Here is a 15,378-nt window from a genome sequence, read left to right on the forward strand (position 1 = left end):
TCTGGATCCTGACTTTCGTCAGGATGACGGCGGAGCGTGGGATCCACGCCGCAACGCATAGTGACGAACCCAGTCGCACCCGCTATCCGCGACGCCATGATAAAGCGCGCACTCCCCGTCACCCGCGAGGCGGATTTCTCCGCCTGGTACCAGGCCGTCATCACCGAGGCCGATCTCGCCGAGGAATCGGGCGTCCGCGGCTGCATGGTCATCCGCCCCTGGGGCTATGGCATCTGGGAGCGGATCCAGCGACTGCTCGACGACCGGATCAAGGCGACGGGGCATGAGAATTGCTATTTCCCGCTCTTCATCCCGCTTTCCTATTTCGAGAAGGAGGCCGAGCATGTCGACGGATTCGCCAAGGAAATGGCGGTCGTCACGCATCACAGGTTGAAGGCGGATGGCTATGGCCGACTCGTGCCCGATCCCGACGCCAAGCTCGAGGAGCCGCTGGTCGTGCGCCCCACGTCCGAGATGGTCATCGGCGCCGCATTCGCGCGCTGGGTCCAGTCGTGGCGCGACCTGCCCGTGCTGATCAACCAATGGGCCAATGTCGTCCGCTGGGAAATGCGCACGCGTATGTTCCTGCGCACCAGCGAGTTCCTCTGGCAGGAGGGGCATACCGCGCACGCGACCGTTGACGAAGCGCGCGACGAGACGCTCAAGATGCTCGAAGTCTATCGCGACTTCGCCGAGGAATGCCTCGGTCTCCACGTGATCGCGGGCGAGAAGCCCGAGAATGAGCGCTTCCCGGGCGCGGTCGCGACCTATTCGATCGAGGCGATGATGCAGGACGGGAAGGCGCTCCAGGCGGGCACGTCGCATTTCCTCGGCACCAATTTCGCCTCGGCGCAGAACATCCGCTTCCAGAACGCAGCCGGCGAGTTCGAGCTGGCCAACACCACCAGCTGGGGCGTGTCGACGCGGATGATCGGCGGCGTCATCATGGTTCACGGCGACGACGACGGCCTGCGCGTGCCGCCGATGATCGCGCCGTGGCAGGTGGTGATCGTGCCGATGCTGCGCGACAACCCCGACGACGCGGCGATCGTCGACTATTGCAAGTCGCTTCAGGCCGAACTCGCCAAGCAGTCCGCGCTCGGCGAGCCGGTCCGCGCGCTGCTCGATCTGAAACCCGCCAAGGCGGCGACCAAGCGCTGGGGCTGGGTCAAGAAGGGCGCACCGATCGTGATCGAGGTCGGCGGCCGCGACATGGCGGGCGGCAACGTCTCGGTCATCCGCCGCGACCGGCTCTACCGCGAGGATGGCAAGCTCGACAGCGTCGCGACCCCGCGCGATGCCTTTGTCGAAGCGGTGTCAGGCATGCTGGCGGACGTGCAGGGGGCGTTGCACGTCGAGTCGATGGAGCGGCTGCGCGCCAACATCGTGCCGATCGACGACTTTGCGGCGCTCGAGACGCATTTTGCCGATGGTGTGAAGAATCCCGGCTGGGTCGATGTGCGCTGGGCGAAACCGACGGGCGCGGCGCTCGACTCGGTGGTCGAGCGGTTGAAGGCGCTGAAACTGACGATCCGCAACGCGCCGATCGGCCAGACCGGATGCGACGATGGCGCCTGCATCTTCACCGGTCAGCCTGCGGTCGAGCGGATCCTGATCGCCCGCGCCTATTGATCCTCCGGGACGCTCTCGTGAACCACGACGGCGTTCTCGCGCTTTTCGGGACGGATATAGATCGAGGCGAGCATGGGCACCGCAGCGCGGAGCTCGCCTTCCATCGCCTCGATCATCGTCTCGCCTTCGCCCATCGTCAGCGTGTCGACGAAGTCCGCGCTGATCGCGGCGAAGATGCTGTCGGGCGCGGTGTGGATCGTCCGGACATGGTTCACCGCGGCGATCGCCGGATGCGCCGCGACGATGCCGCGAATTGTCGCGATCACGGCGGAGTCCGCACGCTCGCCGATCAGCAGCCCCTTCGATTCGCGGGCGAGGATCACCGCGACCAACGCGAGGATCAGGCCGATCAGGATCGACGCGACGCCGTCGATCCGGGGGTCGGCGAAGGCGTGGCTGGCCCAGATGCCGAGCCCGGCGATCAGCAGCCCCGCCAGCGCCGCCGAATCCTCGAACAGGACGATGAAGCCTGCCGGGTCCTTCGAGCGGTGGATCGCGGTCCACCAGCCCGAATCCCCCTTGGACTTGGCAAATTCGCGGACCGCGATCGTCCAGCTCGTACCCTCGAGCAGGACAGCGACGCCCAGAACGATATAGGCGATGAGAGGGTCGGAGAGCGGCTCGGGCTTCTTGATATGCACATAGCCTTCATAGATCGACACGCCGGCACCGACTGCGAAGATCAGGATCGCGACGACGAACGCCCAGAAATAGAGCTCCCGGCCATAGCCGAACGGGTGGGCCGCATCCGCCGGCTGCTTCGCCCGCGACTGTCCGTACAGCAACAGGATCTGATTGCCGCTGTCGACAAGCGAATGGACACCCTCGGTCAGCATCGACGACGACCCGGTCAGCCCCGCGGCGACGAACTTTGCGACGGCAATGCCGAGATTGGCGGCAAGCGCCCCATAAAGGACGATATCGTCCTTGATCTTGTTGAGAATTCCATCGGCCATACCGCCTCCTAGGCGAGGACGGTGGCGTCGGCCAGACGCGGAAAAGCCCATCGATGCCTGCGTACCAATGGGCCCTTTTCCTCCCCAGGAAATCGCTCGGTCCGACGCGCGCACCTAGTCGCGAAATGCCCGTCGAACGGTGGCGGTCAGCCGAGCCGGCCGAGCCGGTGATACAGCGCGCTGAGGCGGCTCAGCTTGACGTCGTCGACCGAAACCTTGGTGATCAATTCGCCAATCGCCTCCTTGAGCAATTCGAAATCTGCGGTCGAGAAAACGGCGCGGGCGCGCATTGGTTCGGTCGTCATGCCCATCTCCTTCATGGCGAATGTGTCTCCCCGTTTACAAACTCCAGCAACCGGGGCGGCGATGACATCATAAAGCCTGAGGTTTGCGGGGTTTGGAAGCGCGAGCGGCAGACTGGCCGGGTTGTGCTGTCGTTGGGCGTTGCGCGGACCCTGTCTCTCTGTAACTATCGTGACAAGGACGGGGAGGTGGAATGGCCGAGCGCAAACTTCTGGCAGGGCATGCGATCAGGCGGCTGCGACGCGGGGCCGGACTGACCCAGGCCGCGATGGCGGAGATGCTTTCGATCAGCCCGAGCTACCTCAATCTGGTCGAGCGCAACCAGCGGCCGATTTCCGCAACGCTATTGATAAAACTGGCGGAAAGCTTCGACTTCGATCCGCGGACCCTGGCGGCGGCCGAACCGGGCGGCGGTTCGGAGGCGATCCGCCGTCGTCTGGCGCATCCCATGTTCGCCGACCTGGCGATCGACCGAAACGAGGTCGAGGAATGGCTGGCCAGCGCGCCCGGTGGTGCCGAGGCCTTTGCCCGCGTGTTCGACCGGATGGGGGAGGGGGATGGTGCGATCGCGCCATCCGACGACCCGGTCGCACTGGTGCGCCGCGAGATCGAGCGGTGGCGGAATCACTTTGCCGATCTCGACGCCGCCGCCGAAGCGCTGGCGGACGAGCTGCGGCTGGGTGCCGGCGACCTTTACGGGGCGATCACCGAGCGTCTCCGCGCCAAGCATGGCATCACGATCCGCGTCCTGCCCGCCGACGTGCTGCCCGACACGTTGCGGCGGCTCGATCTCCATGCCCGGCAGCTGCAACTGAGCGAGGTGCTCGACCCTGCATCACGGACGTTCGCGGTCGCGTTCCAGCTTGGCCAGATCGAGGCGCAGGCGGAGGTCGATGCGCTGGCCAAGGCCGCAGGCTTCACCGACCGGGCTGCCGAACGGCTGTATCGACGCCATCTGCTCAGCTATTTCGCGGCGGCGGTGATGATGCCCTATGCGCGGTTCCTGCGCGGCTGCGAGGCGACCGGTTACGACATCGAACTGCTGCAGCGACGGTTCGGCGCAGGGTTCGAACAGGTTGCGCATCGGCTGACGACGTTGCAGCGGGTAGGCGCGCGGGGGCTTCCCTTCTTCATGATCCGGATCGACCGCGCCGGCCAGGCATCGAAACGCTATCCCGGCGCGAGCGGCGCGGCGCTGGTCGAGGCGGAAGGCCGGTGCCCGCTGTGGCAGCTCCATCACGCGTTTGATCGTCCGGGGGACCTGGTCGTGCAGCTGGTCGAGATGGAGGACGGCGCGCGCTGGCTGACGATGGCGCGGACGGTGCGTCCGCAGGGGCGCCGCTTCGGAGCGGTACGCGCGGAGTTTGCGATTGGACTGGGGGTCGAGGCGGCACTCGCGCGCGGGCTGGTCGCTGCGAGCGGTATCGATCTGACGGGCGCGGCTATGCCGATCGGCATCGGCTGTCGCGGATGCTTCCGCGCGGATTGCCCGCAGCGTTCCGCAGCGCCCGCAGGCCGCGCGTTGATCGTCAACGAACGCGAGCGTCGCACCTCGGCACTAGCGTTCGTCGGCGACTGAACGGCCGATACGGCTGGACGCGCCAGGAATGCGACAGGACGCATGTGATGCGACGAAAATCCGCGTCGGCGATGCGTCCGAATTCGCCGCCGACCGTTCATAGCGGGTTCGCGCCTCACGCGTCCCGACCTGCCTCAGGCGGACCGATCGTGAGCCGACCCTGAATTTGTGTATGGGGTTTCCATTGTTCGCACCGCCATTGATCAGACGCCCCGCTGCGGGGATCGTTCTGATTGTCGAAGATCATCTGCTTGTCCAAATCACCGCAACGGCGCGGATCGAGGATGCCGGACTGTCGACGCTCGTCGCCGACGATGCGGACGAGGCTATGGCGATTCTCACGTCGCGTGACGATGTCGCGGCGGTTTTTACCGATATCGACATGCCGGGCTCGATGGACGGGCTGGCCCTCGCAACGATCATCCGCCGGCGCTGGCCGCAGATCCAGGTCGTCGTCACGTCCGGCCAGCGGCCGAGCAAAGCCGCAGGCTTGCCCGATGGCGTCGCCTTCTTCCAGAAACCCTACGACTATTCGAACCTGGTGAACCATTTCCGCTGAGGCATAGACCGCGCCCGGTCACCCGGGCGCGGGACGCATCACGCCCCCGCCAGAGTCAACGCCGAAAGCTGCGCATCCGAAAGCTCGAGCGTCATCGCGGGCAGCAGATCCTCGATCTGACGCGGGCTGGTCGCACTCGCGATCGGTGCGGTGATCCCGGGCTGCGCCAGGAGCCACGCGAGCGCGACCTGCGCGTGGCTGGCGGCCGTGTCAGAGACGACCGCATCCATCGCCTCGAGGACCGCCTTGCCCCGTCCTTCGAGAAGGTCGCGCATGCCACCGCCGCGAACGCTTGCCCCCAGATCGTCGGGCGTGCGGTATTTACCGGTGAGGAAGCCCGATGCGAGACCGTAATAGGGAAGAACGCCGATATTCTCGGTCACGCAATAGTCCTGCAATTCGCCTTCGAACTTTTCGCGGCTGACGAGATTATATTCGGGCTGGAGGACATGATAGCGCGGCAGGTCGCTGGCCTTTGCGGCATCCACCGCGGATTTCAGGCGTGCGGCGTGAAAGTTCGACGCGCCGATGACGCGCACCTTTCCGGCATCGACGAGCTTGCCGAAGGCCTCGAGGACAGCCTCCTGCGGTACCGTGTCGTCATCCTGATGCGCGTAATAGAGATCGATGCGATCCGTGCCGAGACGCTTGAGCGATGCTTCGGCCGCTGCCGCGATACGCGCCGGCTGGAGTTTTTCGCCGCCTTCACCCGGCAACATGCCGACTTTGGTCGCGATCAGCACGTCATCGCGCCTGCCGCTCGTCCGCAGCCAGTCGCCGATCATCGTTTCGGATTCGCCACCCTCATGGCCGTCTACCCATGACGAATACATGTCGGCGGTATCGATCATCGTCCCGCCACCCGCGACGAACGCATCGAGGACCGCAAAGCTGGCGGTCTTGTCCGCTGTCCATCCGAACACATTCCCCCCGAGAACGAGGGGGGCGATCTTGAGATCGGTCGAGCCGAGGCGGCGATTCATCATTGGGGCTGGTCGCTTTGCGAGGAGGAGGGGGACGGTGTCGTGCCGTCAGCGGTCGAGTCGCCAACAGGGGGTAGGCCGTCGGGGCGCATGCTGTTCGCGTCGAGCATAGTCGCAGCATCGTTAAGTTGCGCTGCCTCGTCCCGCGTGACCGCGCCGGGTTGTTCCGGAGTCGGGGAACAGGCGCCCAGCAGGACCAGAGACAGAACCGCCCCGAGCCGGCCGCCAGACGCGAAACCCGTCGATCGTCCGCGTCCCGACCAGGCAGGCCGGGAGCGCAGGACCATCGACCGGATCGCGGTCGGACGACGCGGTGCGGGGCGATCCGTGACGGGGATCAGTCCTTGATCGCGTTGCCGGCGCGGGTCAGTGCGTTACCCGTCGCGTCTGCTGCGCGGTCGGCGCTGTTGTTGATCGCAGCACCCGCACGGTCGGCGTTGGCCTCTGCGCGCTCGCCGGCGCGGTCTGCGCTGGCGTCGAGACGGTCAGCGGCGTTGTCCATGCGCGCACCGGCATTGTCGAGTGACGCTTCAGCTGAGCCGAGCGCACGATCGCTGGCGGCATCGACATCGGCGACCGCGTTCTGGGTCGTCGCGCTTGCGTCCGCCGCGATGGCGTTCGCGGCTTCCGCGGTCTCGTTCTGCGCATTGTTGCTGCACGCTGCGAGGCCGGCCGTCAGGACCAGCGCGGGGATCAGAAACTTCTTCATGAATAACACTCCCATCATCAAATTCGGCGTCGATCCGGACGGACCTGACGCTTGTGAGCCGGACGCTTTCCAGTTCATCGCGTGTTCGAACGCCGGCCAAGCGTTTCCGATCCGTCGAGGTCGGGCCGACCCTGAGGCCAGCATTACTCCAGCGACACGCTACGGCCTGCGTTGACCTCATATAAAGAATTCTTTATATGACTTCTCATGACGATGGCGCTCGAAATCTTCCGTGCGATGGCGGATGCGACCCGATTGCGCATTCTCGCGCTTTTGCGCCGCATGGAGCTGTCGGTCGGCGAACTCGCGCAGGTGCTCGGGCAGAGCCAGCCACGCGTGTCGCGCCATGTGAAGATCCTGTGCGATGCCGGTCTGGCGGAGCGTCGCAAGGAGGGCAGCTGGGTGTTCGTCGCGCTGGGGCGCAGCGATGTCGTCGATCCGGTCGCTGCCGCTCTCGATAGCTGGGCCAAGGCTGAACCCGATCACTGGGCGGTTGCCGACGCGGCGCGGCTTGCTGCGGTGCGCGCCGATCGGGCGGCGAGCGCGGCGGCGTGGTTCGAGGGGCATGCCGACGAATGGGATGCGATCCGTTCGCTGCACGTCGCCGAAAGCGAGGTCGAGGCGGCGATGGCGGCGATGCTCGGCGATGCGCGGGTCGGTACGTTGATCGACATCGGCACGGGGACGGGTCGGATGCTCGAGCTGTTCGGTGGACATGCCCGACTGGCGCTGGGAATCGATCGCAGTTCGGAGATGCTGCGCCTGGCGCGCGCCAAGCTGCACGACATGGCGCATGCCGAATTGCGGCAGGCGGATCTGTACGCGCTGCCGCTCGACGACGGGGCGGCGGACGTCGCGATCCTGCATCACGTGCTCCATTTCGCGCAGCAGCCGGGCGCCGCAGTCCGCGAGGCGGCGCGCGTGCTGGCGCCGGGCGGGCGGTTGCTGATCGCGGATTTCGCGAGCCACGACCGCGAGGAGCTGCGGCTGAGCGATGCGCATACGCGTCTCGGCTTTGCCGACGATCAGATGACGGCTTGGTTCGACGCGGCCGGTTTGCAGACCGCGCGCGTCGAGACGCTCGAGGGCGGTGAACTGACGGTGAAATTATGGCTCGGCCGCAGGATTGGCCTGAGTTTGCGTGAGGTGAAGGCGGCATGACGACAATCACTATTCCCCAACTGGCCGAGGCGCGGCGTGCGCTCGAAGAACCGCTCTTTGCCGACCTCGCGGGCGATGTGGGGATCAGCTTCGAGTTCTTTCCGCCCAAGAGCGACAAGATGGACGCCCAGTTGTGGGATGCGATCCGCACGCTCGAGCCGCTCGGTCCCGATTTCGTGTCGGTGACCTATGGCGCGGGCGGGTCGACGCGCGAGCGGACGCACGCGACCGTTGCGCGGATCCAGCGCGAGACGTCGATGAACGCCGCCGCGCACCTGACATGCGTCGAGGCGACCAAGGCCGAGATCGATCAGGTTGCCGAGGAATATTGGGCGGCCGGCGTACGGCACATCGTCGCGCTGCGCGGCGACATGCCGACGCTGGGTCAGCCCTATCAGGCGCATCCCGGCGGGTATGAGAATGCAGCGGCGCTGGTCGCCGGGCTGGCGCGGTTGCATCCGTTCGAGATTTCGGTCGCGGCCTATCCCGAATGCCACCCCGAATCCGGCGGGCATGACGTCGATCTCGACAACCTGAAGCGCAAGCTCGACGCGGGTGCGACGCGGGCGATCACGCAGTTCTTCTTCTCGCCCGAAGCCTATTTCCGGTTCCGCGACCGGGTGGCCGCAGCCGGAATCACCGCGCAGATCCTGCCCGGTATCCTGCCGGTCTCGAACGTCGCGCAGACGCGCAAGTTCGCGAACGCGTGCGGGGCGGAGATCCCGGCCTGGATGGACCGGCTGTTCGAGGGGCTCGACGATCACCCTGCGGCCCGACAGCTGGTCGCGGCGACGATCGCGGCCGAGATGTGCCGGCGGCTCTATGCCGGGGGCGTGAAGGATTTCCACTTCTACACGCTCAACCGCGCCGAACTCGCCTATGCTATCTGTCACATGCTCGGCGTCCGCGCGAAGCCGAGCGAAAAGGTCGCCGCGGCATAATTCATCACCCCTCCCGCAGGCGGGAGGGGCCGGGGGTGGGCTCGCGTTCGCCCCCAACGATACCGCCCGAGGATAGCGGGCGCCCACCCCCCGACCCCTCCCGCTTTGCGGGAGGGGGGAGTCCAATCGATGACACCACGTGAACGTTTCAACGCGGAAGCCGCCAAGCGCATCCTAATCACCGACGGCGCGTTCGGCACCGAGATCCAGAACTGGAAGCTCGACGAGGCGGCCTATGCGGGCGACCTCGGACTCAGCCACGACCAGAAGGGCAATAACGACATTCTGGCGATTACCAGGCCGGACGTGCCCCAGACGATCACGCGCGAATATCTCGACGCGGGGTCGGACATCGTGTCGACCAATACGTTCAGCGCGAACATCATCAGCCAGGCGGATTACGGCGCCGAGCATCTGGTCCGCGCGATCAACGTCGAAAGCGCGAAGATCGCACGGGCGCTTGCGACCGAATATGAGGCGAAGGACGGCCGGCCGCGGTTCGTGGCCGGCGCGATCGGGCCGACCAATAAGACGCTGTCGCTATCCCCCGACGTCAACGATCCGGGCTATCGCGAGATCGATTTCGATTATCTGAAGGGCGTCTACCGCGAACAGATCGATGCGCTGCTCGAAGGCGGCGAGGGGGTCGGCGTCGACTTCATCCTGATCGAGACGGTGTTCGATACGCTGAACGCCAAGGCCGGGATCATGGCCGCGATCGAGGCGGGCGACGATCTGGGGCGCGACGTGCCGATCATGCTGTCGATGACGCTGACCGATCTGTCGGGGCGCAACCTGTCTGGGCATACGGTCGAGGCGTTCTGGCACGCGGTGCGGCATGCCAAGCCGATCACGATCGGGCTCAACTGCTCGTTCGGTGCAGAGCAGCTGCGGCCGCATGTGAAGACCCTGTCCGGCATCGCCGACACGCTGATCATGATCTACCCGAACGCCGGGCTGCCCAACGAACTCGGCGAATATGACGAGATGCCGGCGACGACCGCCGGGCTGGTCGGCGAATGGGCGGTGGCCAAGCAGGTCAACGTGCTCGGCGGCTGCTGTGGGTCGACCCCTGCGCATATCAAGGCGATGGCCGACGGCGTGCGCGGGCTGGAACCGCGGGCGGTCTCGCGGCCGGAGGTGCGGACCAAGCTTGCCGGGCTCGAACCGTTCACGATGGCGGCCTGACTTTCTTCCCCTCCCGCAAGCGGGAGGGGGCAGGGGGTGGGCTCGCGCTCTCCCCCAACGACTAGGCCCGCGGATGGCGGGCGCCCACCCCCCGACCCCCTCCCGCTTGCGGGAGGGGGGGAAGAAATGAACCGATGACCACTCCCTCCTCCACGTCCTTCGTCAACATCGGCGAGCGCACCAACGTCACCGGATCGGCCCGCTTCAAGAAGCTGATCATGGCGGGCGACTATCCCGCCGCGGTCGAGGTCGCGCGCCAGCAGGTCGAGAGCGGCGCGCAGGTGCTCGACGTCAACATGGACGAGGGGCTGCTCGACGCGCACCACGCGATGACGACGTTCCTGAAGCTGATCGCCGCCGAACCCGACATCGCGCGCATCCCGTTCATGGTCGACAGCTCGAAATGGAGCGTGATCGAGGCGGGACTGAAGTGCGTTTCGGGCAAGCCGATCGTCAATTCGATCAGCATGAAGGAGGGCGAGGAGCAGTTCCTCAGCCAGGCCAAGAAGTGCATGGCATACGGCGCCGCGGTCGTCGTGATGGCGTTCGACGAGGTCGGGCAGGCTGACACCAAGGACCGCAAGGTCGAGATCTGCGAGCGCGCCTACAAGCTGCTCGTCGGCATCGGCTTTCCGCCCGAGGACATCATCTTCGATCCCAACGTCTTCGCGGTCGCGACGGGGATCGAGGAGCATGACAATTACGGCGTCGACTTCATCGAGGCGTGCCGCGAAATCAAGGCGCGCTGCCCGCACGTCCATATCTCGGGCGGACTGTCGAACTTCAGCTTCTCGTTCCGCGGCAACGAGCCTGTCCGCCGCGCGATGCACAGCGTGTTCCTGTATTATGCGATCCCCGCGGGCATGGACATGGCGATCGTCAACGCCGGCCAGCTCGACATCTATGACGATATCGACCCCGAACTGCGTCAGGCGGTCGAGGACGTCGTGCTCAACAAGGATCCCGAGGCGGGTGAGCGGCTCGTCCAGCTCGCCGAGCGGTATCGCGGCACCGATGTCGTCGCGGAGAAGGCGGCCGCCGAATGGCGATCGCTCGGCGTCAACAAGCGGCTCGAATATGCGCTGGTCAAGGGCATCGACCTGCACGTCGTCGAGGATACCGAGGAAGCGCGGCTGATCATCGATGGCAATGGCGGTCGCCCGATCGAGGTGATCGAGGGGCCGCTGATGGATGGCATGAACGTCGTCGGCGACCTGTTCGGCAGCGGCAAGATGTTCCTCCCGCAGGTCGTGAAATCGGCGCGCGTGATGAAGAAGGCGGTCGCGCATTTGCTGCCTTACATCGAGGCGGCGAAGGAGCCCGGCGCGCGCGGCAAGGGCAAGATCATCATGGCGACCGTCAAGGGCGACGTGCATGACATCGGCAAGAACATCGTCGGCGTGGTGCTCCAGTGCAACGGCTTCGACGTGGTCGATCTGGGCGTCATGGTGCCCTGGTCGAAGATCCTCGAGGCCGCGAACGAGAATGACGCGGACATGATCGGGCTGTCGGGCCTCATCACCCCGAGCCTCGACGAGATGGTGACCGTCGCCGAGGAGATGAAGCGCGCGGGCATGACGATGCCGCTGCTGATCGGCGGGGCGACCACCTCCAAGGTCCACACCGCGCTGCGTATCGCGCCCGCCTATGACGGCCCGGTCGTGCATGTGCTCGATGCGAGCCGCGCGGTGGGTGTCGCGTCGACGCTCGTCAGCGACACGATCCGGGACGAGTTCGTGACCAAGACCGCGGACGAATATGAAGCGGTGAGGGTGGCGCGGGCCAACAAGGGCCAGAGCGAGCTTATCCCGATCGAGACGGCGCGCGAGCGTGGGTTCGTCGCGGACTTCGCGTTGAAGCCCGGTGCGCCCGCGAAGCCCGGCGTCCATGTGTTCGCGGACTGGGATTTGACCGATCTGCGCGACTATATCGACTGGACGCCGTTCTTCCGCGCCTGGGAGCTGGCGGGCAACTTCCCGGCGATCCTGACCGACGAGGTCGTCGGCGAGAGCGCGAGTTCGCTCTATGCGGATGCGCAGGCGATGCTCGACACGATCGTCGCGGAGAAATGGCTGACGCCGCGCGGGGTCGTGGGGCTGTGGCCGGCGCGGCGCGAGGGGGACGATGTGGTCGTCTCGCACACGCGCGGCCACGACATGCCGCACGAGGACGTGCGCCTGCCGATGCTGCGCCAGCAGATTTCCAAGCGCGAGGGGCGCGCGAACATGTGCCTCGCCGATTTCGTCGATCCCGCAGGCGACTGGTTCGGTGGGTTTGCAGTCGGCATCCACGGGATCGACGCGCATATCGCGCGCTTCAAGGCCGGGCATGACGATTACAACGACATCCTGCTCAAGGCGCTCGCCGATCGCTTCGCCGAGGCGTTTGCCGAACGGCTGCACAAGCATGTCCGTCAGGAGCTGTGGGGCTATGCGCCCGAGGAACAGCTGACCAACGATGCGCTGATCAAGGAACAGTATCGCGGCATCCGCCCGGCGCCGGGCTATCCTGCCTGCCCCGATCACAGCCTCAAGCCGATCCTGTTCGACCTGCTCGATGCCGAGACCGCGACCGGGCTTGAACTGACCGAGAGCTTCGCGATGTTTCCGACCGCGGCCGTTTCGGGCTTCTACTTCGGCCACCCGCAGGCGGAGTATTTCGGTGTCGCCCGCGTCGGTCGCGACCAGCTGGAAGACTATGCGGCGCGGCGCGGCGTCGACCTGCCGATTGCGGAGCGCTGGCTGCGGCCGAACCTGGACTGAACCCCGAACCTGACCTCACCCCGGCGAAGGCCGGGGCCCAGTTGGGAGACATGTGTGACGTCGAGTAGCGCTCCGTTACAACGGCTTTCCCAACTGGGCCCCGGCCTTCGCCGGGGCGGCGCCATGCTTATGGTTGTCAGGCGCTACGCCCGATCAAGGCCGCCAGCCTCTTTAGCTTCGGCGCGACCATCGGCACGCTCAGCATCGTGCTGGCCAGCGCCATCAGCAGCAGTGCGGTGAAGGTCTCGTTGGTGATGATCGCCTTGTCGAGCAGGATGTTGACGAAGATGATCATGATCAGCGCCTTGGTCTGAAGCAGCCAGCCGATCGCCGACGCCTCGCCCGGGCGCCATTTGAGGATCCGCCCGGCGGCGTGGACGCCCGCGAGCTTGCCGCCGACCGAGGCGAACAACAGCAAGGCCGCGGCGGCGAACACCGCGATCCCGCCGACCGCCCACTGTGTCTTCAGGCCGGTCGACAGGAAGAACACCGGCATCACCGCGAGCAGCACGAAGCGGCGGAAGTCGTCCATCCGGATCTGGTCGAACCATTTCGCGTCGAGCACCGCGCCCGACAGGAACGCGCCGACCATGAAATGCAGCCCCGCCCAGTCCGCGGCGAACCCGCAGCCGGCGAGCCAGATCAGGCTGACATACCAGCGATCGCGCTCCGGGATCCGCGCCATCAGCTGGCGGATCAGCAGGGTGGCGACCGCGAAGCCGATCAGAAAGCCCGCCTGCCGGCCAACCCGCTCCCAATCGAGCAGGATCAGCGCGAGCACGCCCCAGATCGCGATATCGTCGAGGCTGGCATAGCGCAGGATGCGCTGGCCGATCGGCTCACGCAGGACCTCGAGCTTTTCGAGGAACAGTACGAGGATCGGCAGCGCGGTAACCGCGCAGGCCATGCCGATGCCCAGAATGACCTGCCACCGCGCGCCCGACACGCCTGCCCAGCCCGGATAGCGCAGCATCAGCGCGGCGGCGATGCTGCCGGTCGCGAGCGGCACCGCCAGCGCGAGGCCGGCGGTGACCGCGGTCTCGCGGCGATGTCGCCATGCCGCGCCGAGATCGAGTTCGATGCCAGCGACCCACACGAACATCATGACCGCCCACCAGGCGACGCCGTTCAGCGATCCGATCGTCGCAGGCGTGAAGATCGTCGCGTAATAGTCGGGGAAGAGCGCGCCGAGCACGCCCGGTCCGAGCAGGATGCCGCCGAAGATCTGCACCACGACCAGCGGTGCCCAGTAATCGGTCCGGCCCAGCCGCCAGACCAGATAGGGGACGCTGAAGATGATGAGCATCGCAAGGAGGAAGACCTCCGTCGGTGTCATGGCGTGCATGCATTCCCCCTCTCGCGCGGTCGGGGGCCCCCGCCGGCTTTATGCTGCGGGGTGGTATGCGGCTGGGCAGGCGGCGGCAATATGCTTCGGTACGGTCGAACCGGTGTCGACCAGTTTACAGGCTGCGCCATTGCGGGACGCAGGGCGGGCCCCCGCTATCGGCAGCCGGGACGCATCCGCGCTAAGGACGGGGCGTGGCGGCGCAATCGTGGCGAGCCGATGAGGGAGTGCCCTGCTTGAACCGATCGCTCTTATTGCTCGTGCTGGTTGCTGCGTCCGCCTCGGCCCAAGCGCCGGTGCGGCGCGCGTCGCCCTTCACCGTCGACGGGCAGGGTTTTGCGACGCTGCAGGAGGCGGTCTCATCGATCCGGCTCGGCACCGCGACGATCCTGATCGCGCCGGGTACCTACCGGCAATGCGCGGTGCAGGCGGGCGGGCGGATCACCTTCAAGGCGGTGGAGCCGGGTACCGCGATCTTCGAGGGCGTGGCCTGCGAGGAGAAGGCGGCGCTGGTGCTGCGCGGGCAGGGATCGGTCGTCGATGGCCTGGTCTTTCGCGGCTACAGCGTTCCCGACGGCAATGGCGCGGGGATCCGCACCGAGATGGGGGACCTCAGCGTCGTCAACGCGATGTTCCTCGACAGCCAGGAGGGCATCCTCGGTGGTGAGCCGAGCGGGCAGCGGATCACGATCGACCGGTCGACCTTTTCGGGGCTAGGCCAGTGCGACCAGTCGCCCAGCTGTTCGCATGCCGTGTATCTGGCGAACCAGGGCAGCGTGACGATCACCCGCTCGCGGTTCGAGCGCGGAACCGGCGGGCATTACGTCAAGCTGCGCGTGCCGACCGTCTCGATCACCGACAACAGCTTCGACGACAGCGCGGGGCGCAAGACCAACTACATGATCGACCTGCCCGATGGCGCGACCGGGCTGATCGCGCGCAACACCTTCGTGCAGGGACGGCAGAAGGAGAACCATACCGGGCTGATCGTCGTCGCGGCGGAGGCGAAGACTTATCGCTCGACCGGGTTGCGCGTCGAGGACAATGACGCGCGGCTGGCACCGGGCGATGCGACCAGCCCCGCATTCCTGGCGGATTACAGCCATGACCGGCTGGCGCTGGGGGCGAACCAACTGGGGCCGGGGTTGCGGGCGTTCGAGACGCGCTAAGTCGAGGCTGCGGGGGAAGCGGGGGTTCGTACCGCCGCCGCTCAAGACCCCGTCGTCCCAGCTTTCGCCGGGATGACGGGCGGCGGGAGGA

General features: G+C 66.3%; 13 protein-coding genes. 8 read left to right on the forward strand and 5 right to left on the reverse strand.

Going from position 1 to position 15,378, the window contains the following annotated elements; genetic code table 11:
* Positions 1-96: 96 nt before the first annotated feature.
* Complete coding sequence (locus tag FHY04_RS15735; RefSeq protein ID WP_056675348.1) at positions 97-1,632, forward strand: aminoacyl--tRNA ligase-related protein; 1,536 nt, start codon at positions 97-99, stop codon at positions 1,630-1,632.
* Here FHY04_RS15735 and FHY04_RS15740 read toward each other — a convergent pair.
* Together FHY04_RS15740 and FHY04_RS15745 are read right to left on the reverse strand one after the other, a co-directional pair.
* A complete protein-coding gene (locus FHY04_RS15740; protein WP_183937107.1) occupies positions 1,626-2,588 on the reverse strand; it encodes a cation diffusion facilitator family transporter in 963 nt (320 codons plus the stop codon). The genes FHY04_RS15735 and FHY04_RS15740 overlap by 7 nt on opposite strands.
* 146 nt (positions 2,589-2,734) lie before the next feature.
* A complete protein-coding gene (locus tag FHY04_RS15745) occupies positions 2,735-2,893 on the reverse strand; it encodes a hypothetical protein (RefSeq protein WP_166746134.1) in 159 nt (52 codons plus the stop codon).
* A 191-nt stretch (positions 2,894-3,084) separates the two neighbouring features.
* Here FHY04_RS15745 and FHY04_RS15750 point away from each other — a divergent pair, with 191 nt between their 5' ends.
* Both FHY04_RS15750 and FHY04_RS15755 read left to right on the forward strand, forming a co-directional pair.
* The gene (locus FHY04_RS15750; RefSeq protein WP_183937108.1) at positions 3,085-4,470 is read left to right on the forward strand and encodes a short-chain fatty acyl-CoA regulator family protein; all 1,386 of its coding nucleotides are present in this window, start codon (positions 3,085-3,087) and stop codon (positions 4,468-4,470) included.
* A gap of 199 nt (positions 4,471-4,669) precedes the next feature.
* Positions 4,670-5,029 (forward strand): response regulator, encoded by a 360-nt coding sequence (locus FHY04_RS15755; RefSeq protein WP_221211817.1) that lies wholly within the window; start codon positions 4,670-4,672, stop codon positions 5,027-5,029.
* 38 nt (positions 5,030-5,067) lie between these two features.
* Here FHY04_RS15755 and FHY04_RS15760 read toward each other — a convergent pair whose 3' ends face one another.
* Both FHY04_RS15760 and FHY04_RS15765 read right to left on the reverse strand, forming a co-directional pair.
* Positions 5,068-6,015, reverse strand: a complete 948-nt coding sequence (locus tag FHY04_RS15760) for an aldo/keto reductase (RefSeq protein ID WP_183937110.1) — start codon at positions 6,013-6,015, stop codon at positions 5,068-5,070.
* A gap of 334 nt (positions 6,016-6,349) precedes the next feature.
* Positions 6,350-6,721, reverse strand: a complete 372-nt coding sequence (locus FHY04_RS15765) for a hypothetical protein (RefSeq protein WP_031396521.1) — start codon at positions 6,719-6,721, stop codon at positions 6,350-6,352.
* Positions 6,722-6,928: 207 nt separating this feature from the next.
* Here FHY04_RS15765 and FHY04_RS15770 point away from each other — a divergent pair, with 207 nt between their 5' ends.
* The 4 genes from FHY04_RS15770 (at position 6,929) to metH (ending at position 12,773) form a co-directional block, all read left to right on the forward strand.
* Positions 6,929-7,882: a metalloregulator ArsR/SmtB family transcription factor gene (locus tag FHY04_RS15770; RefSeq protein WP_183937111.1), complete on the forward strand. Its 954-nt coding sequence runs from the start codon at positions 6,929-6,931 to the stop codon at positions 7,880-7,882.
* Positions 7,879-8,823 carry a methylenetetrahydrofolate reductase [NAD(P)H] gene (gene metF / locus FHY04_RS15775; protein WP_056406088.1) on the forward strand — a complete coding sequence of 315 codons (945 nt, stop codon included), beginning with the start codon at positions 7,879-7,881 and terminating at the stop codon, positions 8,821-8,823. The genes FHY04_RS15770 and metF overlap by 4 nt, the downstream gene beginning before the upstream one ends.
* A 129-nt stretch (positions 8,824-8,952) precedes the next feature.
* Positions 8,953-10,011 (forward strand): homocysteine S-methyltransferase family protein, encoded by a 1,059-nt coding sequence (locus tag FHY04_RS15780; protein WP_031396518.1) that lies wholly within the window; start codon positions 8,953-8,955, stop codon positions 10,009-10,011.
* Between the two features lie 134 nt (positions 10,012-10,145).
* Positions 10,146-12,773, forward strand: coding sequence for a methionine synthase (metH, locus tag FHY04_RS15785; RefSeq protein ID WP_166746130.1), 2,628 nt, complete (start codon positions 10,146-10,148; stop codon positions 12,771-12,773).
* A 136-nt stretch (positions 12,774-12,909) separates the two neighbouring features.
* On the opposite strand, the gene FHY04_RS15790 is transcribed toward metH, so the two are convergent.
* Positions 12,910-14,118 (reverse strand): cation:proton antiporter, encoded by a 1,209-nt coding sequence (locus FHY04_RS15790; protein WP_183937112.1) that lies wholly within the window; start codon positions 14,116-14,118, stop codon positions 12,910-12,912.
* Positions 14,119-14,354: 236 nt separating this feature from the next.
* Between FHY04_RS15790 and FHY04_RS15795 the strand changes: the two genes are divergently transcribed.
* A complete protein-coding gene (locus tag FHY04_RS15795; protein ID WP_183937113.1) occupies positions 14,355-15,287 on the forward strand; it encodes a right-handed parallel beta-helix repeat-containing protein in 933 nt (310 codons plus the stop codon).
* Positions 15,288-15,378 lie beyond the last annotated feature (91 nt).

It is taken from the genome of Sphingomonas sp. BK481 (assembly GCF_014194875.1).
In the GTDB taxonomy this organism is placed as follows: domain Bacteria; phylum Pseudomonadota; class Alphaproteobacteria; order Sphingomonadales; family Sphingomonadaceae; genus Sphingomonas; species Sphingomonas aerolata.

What these genes read in the sequence shown, in the direction of transcription:
- FHY04_RS15735 (WP_056675348.1), top strand. Translation starts at nt 97, where the DNA reads ATGATAAAGCGCGCACTCCCCGTCACCCGCGAGGCGGATTTCTCCGCC.
- metF (WP_056406088.1), top strand. Translation starts at nt 7,879, where the DNA reads ATGACGACAATCACTATTCCCCAACTGGCCGAGGCGCGGCGTGCGCTC.
- FHY04_RS15765 (WP_031396521.1), bottom strand. Translation starts at nt 6,721, where the DNA reads ATGAAGAAGTTTCTGATCCCCGCGCTGGTCCTGACGGCCGGCCTCGCA.
- FHY04_RS15790 (WP_183937112.1), bottom strand. Translation starts at nt 14,118, where the DNA reads ATGCACGCCATGACACCGACGGAGGTCTTCCTCCTTGCGATGCTCATC.
- FHY04_RS15770 (WP_183937111.1), top strand. Translation starts at nt 6,929, where the DNA reads ATGACGATGGCGCTCGAAATCTTCCGTGCGATGGCGGATGCGACCCGA.
- FHY04_RS15780 (WP_031396518.1), top strand. Translation starts at nt 8,953, where the DNA reads ATGACACCACGTGAACGTTTCAACGCGGAAGCCGCCAAGCGCATCCTA.
- metH (WP_166746130.1), top strand. Translation starts at nt 10,146, where the DNA reads ATGACCACTCCCTCCTCCACGTCCTTCGTCAACATCGGCGAGCGCACC.
- FHY04_RS15745 (WP_166746134.1), bottom strand. Translation starts at nt 2,893, where the DNA reads ATGACGACCGAACCAATGCGCGCCCGCGCCGTTTTCTCGACCGCAGAT.
- FHY04_RS15740 (WP_183937107.1), bottom strand. Translation starts at nt 2,588, where the DNA reads ATGGCCGATGGAATTCTCAACAAGATCAAGGACGATATCGTCCTTTAT.
- FHY04_RS15750 (WP_183937108.1), top strand. Translation starts at nt 3,085, where the DNA reads ATGGCCGAGCGCAAACTTCTGGCAGGGCATGCGATCAGGCGGCTGCGA.
- FHY04_RS15760 (WP_183937110.1), bottom strand. Translation starts at nt 6,015, where the DNA reads ATGATGAATCGCCGCCTCGGCTCGACCGATCTCAAGATCGCCCCCCTC.